This window comes from Streptomyces sp. CNP082, from assembly GCF_059570535.1.
The window spans coordinates 1-11,133 of record NZ_JCANSZ010000107.1; the positions used below are offsets into that span (position 1 = coordinate 1).

At 74.5% G+C, this 11,133-nt stretch carries 11 protein-coding genes and 1 pseudogene; 5 read left to right on the plus strand and 7 right to left on the minus strand.

The window, feature by feature from the left end; translation table 11 throughout:
- A pseudogene (locus B124_RS36220) lies at positions 1-245 on the plus strand (IS5/IS1182 family transposase); the annotation flags it as partial.
- A gap of 81 nt (positions 246-326) precedes the next feature.
- On the opposite strand, the gene B124_RS36225 reads toward B124_RS36220, so the two are convergent.
- Positions 327-1,058 carry an SDR family NAD(P)-dependent oxidoreductase gene (locus tag B124_RS36225; RefSeq protein WP_496507272.1) on the minus strand — a complete coding sequence of 244 codons (732 nt, stop codon included), beginning with the start codon at positions 1,056-1,058 and terminating at the stop codon, positions 327-329.
- A gap of 169 nt (positions 1,059-1,227) precedes the next feature.
- Between B124_RS36225 and B124_RS36230 the strand changes: the two genes are divergently transcribed.
- Together B124_RS36230 and B124_RS36235 are read left to right on the plus strand one after the other, a co-directional pair.
- Positions 1,228-2,310, plus strand: a complete 1,083-nt coding sequence (locus B124_RS36230; protein ID WP_496507273.1) for an ArsR/SmtB family transcription factor — start codon at positions 1,228-1,230, stop codon at positions 2,308-2,310.
- Between the two features lie 71 nt (positions 2,311-2,381).
- A complete protein-coding gene (locus B124_RS36235; protein WP_496507274.1) occupies positions 2,382-3,284 on the plus strand; it encodes a TIGR03619 family F420-dependent LLM class oxidoreductase in 903 nt (300 codons plus the stop codon).
- A gap of 51 nt (positions 3,285-3,335) precedes the next feature.
- Here the strand turns inward: B124_RS36235 and B124_RS36240 are convergent, their stop codons facing one another.
- From B124_RS36240 to B124_RS36255, 4 genes are all read right to left on the minus strand, one after another.
- Entirely contained in the window at positions 3,336-4,013 is a 678-nt protein-coding gene (locus tag B124_RS36240; protein ID WP_496507275.1) for a ribonuclease H family protein, read from the minus strand.
- Positions 4,014-4,061: 48 nt separating this feature from the next.
- Complete coding sequence (locus B124_RS36245) at positions 4,062-5,351, minus strand: glycosyltransferase (protein ID WP_496507276.1); 1,290 nt, start codon at positions 5,349-5,351, stop codon at positions 4,062-4,064.
- Positions 5,351-6,148, minus strand: a complete 798-nt coding sequence (locus tag B124_RS36250) for a MerR family transcriptional regulator (protein WP_496507277.1) — start codon at positions 6,146-6,148, stop codon at positions 5,351-5,353. Before B124_RS36250 ends, B124_RS36245 begins: the two co-directional genes overlap by 1 nt.
- Before the next feature lie 164 nt (positions 6,149-6,312).
- The gene (locus B124_RS36255; protein ID WP_496507278.1) at positions 6,313-7,830 is read right to left on the minus strand and encodes a serine hydrolase domain-containing protein; all 1,518 of its coding nucleotides are present in this window, start codon (positions 7,828-7,830) and stop codon (positions 6,313-6,315) included.
- An 86-nt stretch (positions 7,831-7,916) separates the two neighbouring features.
- Here B124_RS36255 and B124_RS36260 point away from each other — a divergent pair, with 86 nt between their 5' ends.
- Entirely contained in the window at positions 7,917-8,561 is a 645-nt protein-coding gene (locus B124_RS36260; protein ID WP_496507279.1) for a TetR/AcrR family transcriptional regulator, read from the plus strand.
- Positions 8,562-8,631: 70 nt separating this feature from the next.
- Here the strand turns inward: B124_RS36260 and B124_RS36265 are convergent, their stop codons facing one another.
- Complete coding sequence (locus tag B124_RS36265; protein ID WP_496507280.1) at positions 8,632-9,093, minus strand: hypothetical protein; 462 nt, start codon at positions 9,091-9,093, stop codon at positions 8,632-8,634.
- 153 nt (positions 9,094-9,246) lie between these two features.
- Entirely contained in the window at positions 9,247-9,375 is a 129-nt protein-coding gene (locus tag B124_RS36270) for a hypothetical protein (RefSeq protein ID WP_496507281.1), read from the minus strand.
- A gap of 453 nt (positions 9,376-9,828) precedes the next feature.
- Between B124_RS36270 and B124_RS36275 the strand changes: the two genes are divergently transcribed.
- Positions 9,829-11,133, plus strand: a 1,305-nt coding sequence (locus B124_RS36275; protein ID WP_496507282.1) for a polyprenyl synthetase family protein, incomplete at its 3' end; no start/stop codon positions are given.

An 11,133-nucleotide genomic window follows, 5' to 3' on the forward strand; every position in this document is an offset into this window, starting at 1 on the left:
CCTACCTGCGCAGGCGAGGCATCAAGGCAGTGATTCCGGAGCGGATCGACCAGATCAACGGCCGTGTCCGCCGAGGTGAGAGCCTTTGCCGCCTCGACCGGGCCACCTACCGCCGCCGCAACCTCGTCGAACGCTGCTTCAACAAGCTCAAGCACAACAAGGCCCTGGCCACCCGCTACGACAAACGAGCCCGCCACTACGAAGCCCTGGTCACCATCGCCTGCCTACAACTCTGGCTCCCCTGACATTGCGGACACAACCTAGGGCCTGTTCCGGACGTGGCTTGAGAGCTTCATGCGGTCGGGTATCAGCACACGCGGCAGTCGCTACAGGCCGCCGGCCACGCGCAGGACCGCGCCGGTGGTGTAGGCGGCGTCGGCCGACAGCAGCCAGGAGACGGCGCCGGCGATCTCCCGGGGCTGTCCGGCGCGGCCCATGGGGATGGACGCGGCCACCTTGGCCGGCCGCTGCGGGTCGGCGTGGAAGTCGGTCCACACCGTGCCGGGGGCGACCGCGTTGACACGGATGCCGTCCACGGCGACTTCCTTGGACAGGCCCACGGTCATCGCGTCCACCGCGGCTTTCGCGGCGGCGTAGTGAACGTACTGTCCCGGACTTCCGAGGGTGGCGGCGGCCGAGGAGATGTTGACGATCGCGCCCAGGCCGGTGTGCGTCATGTCCCGCACCGCCCGTCGGGCGCACAGCAGGTATCCCAGCACGTTCACCTCCAGTGCGTGCCGCATCCCGTCGGCGTCTGCCTTGGCCAGTGGTCCGTTGGGTCCGCTGACGCCGGCGTTGTTGACCAGGCCGGTGACGGGGCCGAGTTGCTGGGCCGCGGCCTTGAACAGCCGGTCCACCTCGTCCTCGCGCGTGGTGTCGACGCCGACGGTCAGGCACCGGCGCCCCTCGGTGCGGACGAGGACGGCGACCTCTTCGGCGGCACCGGCGTCCGTGCGGTAGCCGATGACCAGGTTGTGCCCGTCGGCGGCGAGGCGTTCACAGATCGCGGCGCCGATTCCTCGACTGCCGCCAGTGACGATGGTGACTGGCTTCCGCACAGCGGACCTCCGGGGGTGCACACGGTTCGATCGAAGGGGGGACGGCGCCTGCGGCGGGGCTGGCTCGGGCTGCACCGACGGCGTGCGGCCCAGTGAGCGGAGCCGCAGGCCATGGGGCCAGTTCACCGGTTTCGCCCAGTCAGGGGGAAGTGATTAAGAATGGGACTTAATGATTCGCTTCCATCTCGACGCCTCTGACCTGGCCACCACCTCCCTGGCGTATTCGCCCCTGCTCGAGGCGGCCCTCAGCCTGCGCACGTGGACGCACCCGGGGCACTTCCCGTGGCAGCACGCCCTCCTCACCGCAGAGCGGAGGGCCTTCGAACGCCTGGACACCGATGTGCTGACCGCACTGGTCGCCCGGCGCCGCCCCTGGATCCCCGACTTCCTCACCCCACGGCCCGAGGTCCCCGCCCCGCAGATCGGCGCCGAGCTGGCCGCGCTGCGTGCCGCCGACCCCGCACGGCTGCACGACGACATCACGCGCACCTTCGCACCGCTGGGTGACCCCGTGCCCGCACGCCTGGCGGCCGGCCTGCGCAGGCCGGAGCAGCTCCTGCGGGACGTGGCCGACGCGCTGGAGGACTACTGGGAGTCGTGCCTGGCACCCCGGCTGTGGGCGCGGATCCGTTCGGTCCTGGAGGCCGACCTTGCCTACCGGGCCCGGGTCCTGGCCGAGCACGGCATGCGGCGGATGTTCGCGGACCTGAGCCCACACCTGTCCTGGCAGGACGGATACCTCACAGTCATGCAGGACTCCGACGCGCCGCCCGGGCCCCACATCCCGGTCCGGGGGCGCCGGGTGCTCATCACGCCGACCTGTTTCACCCAGAGAGCTGCCAGCATGCTCGACCGGGAAGCGGCGCCACACATCATCTATCCGGCCCGGGGCCTCGCCACCCTCACCGAATCCGCCCCGCCGCCCCAGGCGGGCGCCGCCGTCGAACGCCTGCTGGGCAGGCCCCGCGCCCGGCTGCTGGCCTTGCTTGCGGAGCCCGCCTCCACCACCGGGCTCGCCCGCAAGCTGGCGATCAGCCCGTCAGCCGTCAGCCAGCACCTGGCCATCCTGACCGACGCCGGTCTCACCCGCCGCGCCCGCCACGGACGCTTCATCCTCTACCGCCGAAGCTCCCTGGGCGACGAGCTCGCCGCCGGCGGCGACGCCGCCACCGGGGGCCACCCTGCAGTCAATGAGACTTCAACTACATTTGGCGTGAACCGAGTTGGGCGTGATCGGGCCCGCCTAGGCTGAGATCCGTCCGCATAAGATCACGTCGGGGCGGCGCCGAGCCGCGCTGCCCGGCGGCAACGGTGAAGGACGCCATGAAGACAGGTTTCGCACTCCCCCAGTTCCACCGCCAGGCTTACGAGGTCGCGCAGACCGCCGCGTTCGCCTCCGGGGTCGAGGAAGCCGGGGGCGCCAGCCTCTGGGTGGGGGACCGCAATCTGGCCGCGGTGCGACCCGTCGTCGGGTACGGCGGGCAGGGGAACACCATTCCGGAAGAGCTGAACCCCGCCGCCGACCCGTTCGTCCTGCTCGGGGTCGCCGCCGCCGCGACCAGCCGGGTGCTGCTCGGCTCGCACGTGCTGATCGCCCCGCTGTACCCGCCCGTCCAACTGGCCCGGTCCCTGACGACGATCGACCTGATCAGCGGCGGGCGGCTGCTGCCCGGCTTCGGGATCGGCTGGTCGCCCGAGGAGTTCCAGGCGGCCGGTGTGGACTTCACCCGCCGCGGCGCCCGCATGGACGAACTCCTCGACACGCTCGACGCGATCTGGACCACCGACCCGGCGCAGTACGAGGGCGACCAGATATCCGTGCCCGAGCACCACGCCCCCCTCAAGCCGGCGCGCAAGCCGCGCCCGCCGTTCTACCTCGGCGCCCTGTCCGAGCGCGCCCTGCGCCGGGTCGCCCGCCGCGGCGACGGCTGGCTGCCGCTGATCGTCGTCCCGAGCTGGGTCGACGTGGACGGCCTCCGCGCGCAGCGCGCGCAGTTGGACGAGCTCGCCCGGCAGGCGGGCCGCGACCCCCGGGCCATCGACACGGTGCTGCGGGTGAACATCGACGCGGGTACGAGCCCGGAGAAGGTCGCCGCCACCGTCAAGGACGTCCACGAGCGGACCGGGATCGACCACTTCATGATCGACTCGATGTACGACGTGGACACCGTCGAGGGCTCCCTGGAACACGCCCACCAGATCCTCGGACTCGTCGGGAAGGGCTGAGCCCCCGCCTTCAGGCGGCGGCCGATCCCGGCGAGCGGGCGGCGTGGGCGCTCATGCCTGGGCGCACTCCACATGGCCCCATCCGGCCTCGTTCTTCGCGATCGTCGTGCCCGCGGCGTACGACTGCCCGCAGCGGCAGCGGCCCGGGAACCTGGCCTTCAGCGTCCCGCCCGCCTTGCCCGCCTTGCCCGCCTTGCCGGCGCGGCGCTTCGGGGCGGCCGTCACCCGCGCCGGGGTGTCCTCCGCCGTCGGGAGCGGGGAGCCGTGTGCGGTGCCCGCCGGGTTCTGGGTACGGGCCGCCTCGGCGGCGGCGGCGTCGGCGGCGGCGTTGTAGGGGTCGCCGTCGACCTGGTGCGCGCGGACGTGGACCAGCCGTACCTCGCGGCCCGTCAGGCGGTCGTCGATGCTGCGTACCAGCTCCTGGTTGGCCACCGGCTTGCCCGCGGACGTCTTCCAGCCGCGCCGCCGCCAGCCCGGCAGCCAGTCGGTGACCGCCTGCATCGCGTACGTGGAGTCCATCCGCACCTCCAGCGGCAGGGCGGGGTCCGTGGCCTCCAGCAGCCGCAGCAGGGCCGTCAGCTCGGCGATGTTGTTGGTCGCCTTGCCGAGCGGGCCGGCCTCCCAGCGCGCGACCGCGCCGTCCGGGCCCGCCACCACCCACGCCCACGCGGCCGGCCCCGGGTTCGGACTCGCGGCGCCGTCGCACGCGGCGATGATCACGTCAGCCATACGGCCGATTCTTGCATCCCGCCCGCCCGGCACGGGCCGCACCCGCGGTCACCCCTCAGTCCCCGCCCGCTCGGTCACCTTCCGCACGGCTTCGCGTACGCGGGCCGCGCCGTCCTCGGTCGCCATATGCGCCGCGGCCTTCGCCGCGGCCCGCGCGTACCCCGGCTCGCCCGCCGCCCGGCTCATGGCGCCGGCGAGCCCCTCGGCGGTGAGGGTGCCGTACGGGATCGGGTCGGTGGCGGCGCCCAGGGCGGCGAGGCGGGCCGCCCAGAACGGCTGGTCGGCGGTGACGGGGACCGGGACCGAGGGCACTTCGGCGCGCAGCGCGGCGGCCGAGGTGCCGGCCCCGGCGTGGTGGACCACCGCGGCCAGGCGCGGGAAGAGCAGGGCGTGGGGTACGTCGCCGATGGTGAGCACATCAGCCCCGGCGTCGCCGGGCGCGGTGAGCCCGGCGCTGCCGGACTGGAGGATGCCGCGCAGCCCCGCGCGGCGCAGCGCCCCTACGGCGATCTCGCCCAGCCGCTCCCCCTCGCCGCCCGCCATGCTCCCGAAGCCGATGAGGACCGGGGCGGGGCCGGCGTCGAGGAAGTCCGCCAGCTCCGGCGGCAGCGGTTCGGCCGGTTCGTACGCGGGCCACCAGGTGCCGGCGACCTGAAGGCCGGAGCGCCAGTCGCCGGGGCGCGGCACAAGCGCGGTGCTGAAGCCGTGCAGGACCGGCCAGTCGGCGTCCTCCTGCCGGCGGCGCATCGCGGCGGGGGAGAGCGGGGGCAGGTCGAGGTGCGTGCGCAGTTCGGTGACGGCGCGGGCGTAGACGCGGTCGGCCATGCGCAGCGCGAAGCGGCCGAGGGTGCGGTTGGCGATCCGGCCCCGGCTGCCGGCACCGGTGACGACCGGCGGGAAGTCGCCGGTCGGTGCGGTGGGCTGGAGGTAGACGCCGAGGGTGGGTGTGCCCGTGGCCTCGGCGAGGTGCCAGCCGAGCGGGGCGGTGGTGGCCGACAGCAGGAGCACGTCGGTGCCCTCGGCCACCGCGTCGGCGAACCCCCGGCCCATCTCGGTGACGAACGCGGCGGCGCTGCGCATCAGCTCCCGGTTGCCCGCGACTCCTCCCCCGCCCGAGCCCACGCCCGCGCCTGAGCCCGCGCCTGAGCCCGAGCCGCCCCCGGCCCGGTGGTCGGCGGGCAGCCGGCGGAACTCCAGCCCCGCCGAACGCACCAGCGGCGCGAACGTGTCCGTAGCGGCGAGGGCGACGTCGTGTCCGGCGCGGGCCAGCTCGGCGCCCAGGCCCGTGTACGGCGCGATGTCCCCGCGCGATCCGGCGGCGGCGATCAGGATGCGCATCAGGCGTCCTCCCCGGCGGCGGGCCGGTCCTCGTGGCGGGCCGCGTTGGCGCAGACCGCCGTCCACAGGTACTCCGCCAGCCCCGGGCGTTGCCGGGCGTGCGGTACGACCAGCGCGAAGGCGCGCGGTTCCGCGCGGAAGTCGTCGGCGATCCGCCGGTGCATGTCCGGCGGGCAGGAGGTGAACCAGCGCGAGACGTGCCGGCGGTGCTCCTCGGCGAGGTCCATGGCCCGCTCGCCCTCGGCCGGCTCCCCCGCGTCGAATGCGGCGAGCAGCTCCGCACGCCAGGCGGTGGCCTCCGCCATCAGGTACCTCCAGTCCTCCTTGGTGTGGGCGGCGGCGCGCTCCATCGCCTCGCGCTGCCCGTGCGAGTGCGCCCACTTCAGTTGCGCCTCGGTGGCGTAGCTCAGGTCGAAGGCGATCTCGCCGAAGACCTCGAAGCGCTCCTCGGGGCTCAGCGGCACCCCGGTCTGCTGGACCTCGATGGCCCGCTCCGCCACTTCCGCGAGCCGCTGGAGCCTGGCGGCTTCCTCGGCCAGTTGCCGCTGCCGGGCCTGGAGGTACTCCAGCGCGTTGGCCTGCGGGTCCTTCAGGATCGCGGCGATCTCGTCGAGGGTGAAGCCGAGTTCGCGGTAGAAGAGGACCTGCTGGAGCCGCGCCAGGTCGGCGTCGTCGTAGAGCCGGTAGCCGGCGGGGCTGCGTCCGCTGGGGGAGAGCAGCCCGGCCTTGTCGTAGTGGTGCAGCGTACGCACCGTCACCCCGGCGAGTGCCGAGACCTGCCCCACGGAGTAGCTCATCCCTCTGCCCTTCGTCGGGCTCATCCTGAACCCTGACGCCACGGCAGGGTCAAACCGGGTACGCCGCGGGGGCCGTGGCCGGCAGCACCACCACCCGCCGCGCCCCGCTCGCGGTCCCGCCTCCGGAGTCATCCGGCCGGAGACGCCGGTGTGCGTCCGCGCCCTCACCGCCCCTCACCGCCCGTCGCCCCCGTCGCCCGCGCCGCGCCGCCCCGCGTTGCGCGGCGCAGGGCGCGGAAGCCGGCGGCGAGCCGGGCCGCGGCCAGCGCGCAGCCGGCGAGTGCCGTGAGCGTGAGGAGCCAGCCCAGGTCGGGGGCGTAGAGGCGGATGAGGGGGAGGCCGACGCCGAACGCCCGCGGGACGAGGACGCCCGCGAGCGCGGCGGCGGCGAGGGCGGCCAGGACCCAGCAGGCGGTGGCGGTCAGGACGCGGCGGCGGGTGCGGAGGGTGCGCGCCGGGCGCAGGACGCGGTAGGCGGACCAGGCGGTGGCGGCGGCGAGGAGGGCGACTGCGGCGGTGAGCAAGGCCAGGAACGCGGTGTACGGGGCGTCGCCGGGGGGCGGTTCGGGATCGCCGCCGGCGAGGATGCGGGCGGCGCCGAAGCCCGCGGCGTTGAGGTCGCCGGCCTGGAAGTAGCCGTAGGCGTTCTGCAGGACGACCAGGGCGCGGTCGGCCTCGGGGAGCAGGATCACCATCGCCTGGTAGCCGGGGGCGCCGCCGGCGTGCCAGACCGTGCGGGTGCCCAGGTCGGCGTCGCGGGTGTCGTCGCGCCAGCCGAGGCCGTACTTCTGGGTGCCGCCCACGGCGGCGGTGCCGCGGTGCATCTGCGCGACGGACCCGGGGGTCAGGACCTGTGACCCGGCGTACGAACCGCCGTCGAGGTGGGCGCCGGCGAAGCGGGCGAGGTCGCGGACGGTGCCGCCGAGGTAGCCGTAGCTGGCGCCGGCCGGGTCGTACCGCACGCCGACGGCCACCGGCTGGCCGTACACGTAGCCGTGCCCGCGGGGCACGGCACGGGCCTGCCGGGGGGTGGTGACCGCGCCGCGCATGTCCAGCGGGAGCAGGACGTGTTCGCGGAGGTACGCCTCGTAGGGGCGGCCGGTGACGGCTTCGACGAGCGCGCCGAGGAGGAGGTAGTTGGCGCTGGAGTAGCCGTGGCGCTCGCCGGGGGCGGCGGTCGGCTCGGTGTCCGCGAGGTCCGCCACGGCCTGGCCGTACGGGTCCTCGCGCGCCCCGAAGCGGTCGGTGACGCCGGTGTATTCGGGCAGGCCGCTGGTCTGCTGGAGCAGGTGGCGGACGGTGATGCGTTCGGCGGCGCCGGGGTCGGCGAGGGTGAAGCGCGGCAGGTAGGTGCGTACGGGCTCGTCGAGGCCGACGGCGCCGGACTCGACGAGCGTCATGACGGCGGTCGCGGTCACGGGCTTGGCGATCGAGCCCCACAGGAACGGCGTGCGCGCGGTGACGGTCCTGCCGTCGCCGTCGTGACCGAAGGCGCCGGTGCGCTCGATGCCTTCGGGGCCGACGATCGCGTAGGCGAGGCCGGGGGTGCCGGTGGCCTGCGCGCGTTCTCGCAGGTACGAGTCGACTCGCTGGGCGGTGTCGGCGCGGGCGTGCGCCGGGGCCGGGGTCGGGGCGAGTGCGGTGAGAAGGAGAAGTATCAGGGTGGCTGCGCGAGTTCGCATGGTTCGGTCTCCAGGCAGGGCGGAGCACGGCATAACCGTATAGTCGTACGGTTATTGCGTAACCATACCCTGATACGGTTATGCGCGTGCCCCGCACCGCAGACCACGCCGCCCGCCGCCGCGAGATCGCCGCCGCCGTCCGGCACTTGGTGACCACGAAGGGCCTCGACGCGGTGACCGTCGCCGGGGTGGCGCGGCAGGCGGGCATCTCCGTCGGTCTCGTCCAGCACTACTTCGCCAGCAAGGACGACCTGCTGCTCTTCGCGTACGAGCAGGTGACGACGGCGTTCCGCGAGCGGGTGGCGGGGTGGATCGCCAAGGGTGCGGAAGAGCAGCGGCGGATTTCCGAAGTCGTCTTCCACAGCCTGTGGGAACAGTTGCCGCTCGACGACGAGCGGCGCGGCGAGTACCGCGTCACCCGCGCCTTCCTCGGCCGCGCCCTCGACAACGCCAGACTCGCCGAAGTCGCGCGGGCCACGGCGGCGGACTTCCGGGGACAGTTGGCGACGGCGGTGCACAACGGCAAGGAGTGCGGCGAGGTGGCAGAGGACGTCGACAGCGAGGTGGCCGCCACGCGCATCGCGGCGCTCGTCACCGGGCTGGCCGACCAGCTCTACCAGGAGCCCGACGGGACGGTTGGCGGTCAGGCGACCGCCGCGGTCGGCGAGGAGCTGCTGCGGGAGTGCCTGGACGGCGTCTTCACCGGGGAGTGCCGGCAGTACGTGTCTTGACAGGCCGGTGGCCGGGCGGTTGCCCGGCCACCGGTGCGCGCTCTGTTGTGTTCCGCGCCCGTCAGTCGAATCAGTCGAAGACGAACGGGCCCGGGGACTGCGGGCTCGTAGCGGTGCAGTTGGCCGAGATACCGAAGACCGAAACCGTCAGGGACGTGGCCTCCAGGGAGTCACCCGAGGCGACCGTGCCGGTCAGCGGCCCGCTGTCGACACCACCGCCCGCCGGAATGGCCGGGTTGTCGCTGCCGGAGAACTCCACCGTCTCGGAGCCGTTCTTGGTGAGCGTGAGCGTCGAGTCGGCGGAGCCCGCCGGGATGCTGATCGGGGCGGTGACGGCGTCGGTCTTGATGGTGATGGTCGCCGCGGTGCCGTCCTGCGTGGCTTCGAGCGTCGCCTGGCCGCTGCCGAAGCTGCCGCATTCGAACTCGAGGGTGGCGGTCTGCGGCTCCACGGCTATCGCGCTCGGCGCGGCCAGCAACATCGCGCCGGCGACCGCGGCACCGACGCCCAGGGCAGTGCGTGCCTTCTTCATGAAGAGCCTCTTCCTGGTGGGGGGTCGGGGTGGATGAGGGGTCACCCCGCATACGTAGGCATTGAGGCAGCCCGCCTCCGGCAGGGCAAGACCGGGGACGGCACTTTATTGTCATGGGCATAGCGATTGCGCCAACTTTGTTACTGGCTGGTTTCAGCGGGCGTTCAACAGCCAGTCCACCAGCGCCCGTACGGCCCCGCCGAGGCACCCGGCGGCCAGCCGGCCGAGGAGCGCGAGTCGTTCGGTACGGGCGGTCTGCTGGGGTGCGGGGGTCTTGTTCATGGGTGGTGGTCCTCCTGGTCGGCGCTGCGTCGGCGCCGCGTCTGCGGCCGTGCCAGGAGGCCGCTGCCGGGGGGTTTCCGGCGACCCCCGCCGGGCCGGACGGCGGCGGCTGGCCTGGCCGGTACGGGTAGGGCGGCCTTTCCGGCGGTCGCCGCCCCCGGAAGCCGCGGAAGGGGACACGGAGAGGTTCTGCGCCGAGCTGGCGGCGCTGCGGGAGGCGGCGCGCCGGCCGTCGCGCTCGACCCACGCCGGCCGGCCGGAGCCGCCCCGACGACGCCGAAGCCGCCCGCCGCCGGGCCGCCGCCGGCCCCGCGTAGCGCGCACTCCCCGCCCGCGCGCCCCGCACCAACCGGCGAGCCCCCCGGTGGGGTGACCCCCAGTGCCCCCGGCTTCCGCACTCTCGTTACCAGTGGGCGCCCATCTCACCCTGCCCCCGGAAGGCGGCTTGTCCTCATGCAGCGCACCGACGCCGGCCCGGCGATTTTTCCGCTCGCCGAGCTGCGTCAGGCCGTCGACGCCGGCATCGCCGCATGGCTGGACCGCAGCGGTTCCGGCGCCGGCGGCCCCGATCTCCTCGACACCGTGCAGCGGTGGGCCCTCACCCCGTCCGGCAAGCTCCTGCGCCCCGTCACCCTGCTCGCTGCCGCCGGGGCCGTCGGCGGCTCGTACGCCGCGGTGCTGCCCGCGGCCGTGGGCATCGAACTCGCCCACGTCGCCACCCTCGTTCACGACGACATCATCGACGGCGACGAGCTGCGCCGCGGCAAGGCCGCGGCGCACCGCGAGTTCGGGCTCGCCCACGGGGTGCTGGCGGCCGACTCGTTGTTCTTCGCCCTCTTCCAGCAGCTCGACGCCTGCCGGCGCACCGGCGTGCCCGAGGACCGCGTCCTCGACGCCGTCGAGGCCCTCGGTGCCGCCGGGCAGCAGGCCGCGCGGGGCGTCGCGCAGGAGATCGCGCTCAGCGGCAGCCTGCACGAGGCGACCGCGGCGCCGGACGGGGGCATCGCCGCGTACGTGGAGATGGCGCGGCTGAAGAGCGCGTCGCTGTTCCGCGCCGCGTGCCGCGTGGGGGCGGTGCTCGGCGGTGGCAGCCCGCAGCAGACCGGGGCGCTCGCGGCGTACGGGGAGGCGATGGGGATCGCGTTCCAGATCCGGGACGACCTGCTGCCGTACGGGCCCGGTGGCGATGACGGCAGCGACGGCGCAGACGACGGCGAGCGGCGCGACGGGAAGCCCGTCTGCAGCGACCTCCGCAACCGCCGCCCCGCTCTCCCCGTGCTCCTCGCCCACCGCCTCGGCGGCCGTGCCGAACGGGCCGCCCTCGCCGAGCTTGTCGACGGCACGACGGACGAACGCGCCCGCCAGCGGCACCTCTCACGGCTCGCGCACGACACCGGTGCGCTGCGCGCGGCGCGGAGTATGGCGCGCGCGTACGCCGCCCGCTGCCACAGGGCCCTGGCGCCGGTGCCCGCGGGCGCGGACCGCGACCGGCTGGCGTGGCTGGCCGACGAAGTGGCGGGCACGGCGTACGGCGACGGGCCCGACGGCGGTCACGGTCCGGAGGACGACCACGCACCGGACCACGAGCACAGCCGCGCGCACGGCCCCGAGTACGGCCCCGAGCCGGACCACGCCCGCGACCACGCCCCCGACCCCACCCACGCCCCGGACCACCCCCGCGACCACGCCCCGGACCGCGACCACGCCCCGGACAACGCCCGCGACCGCCCCCGCCCCCACGACCCCGTCCCCCTCCCC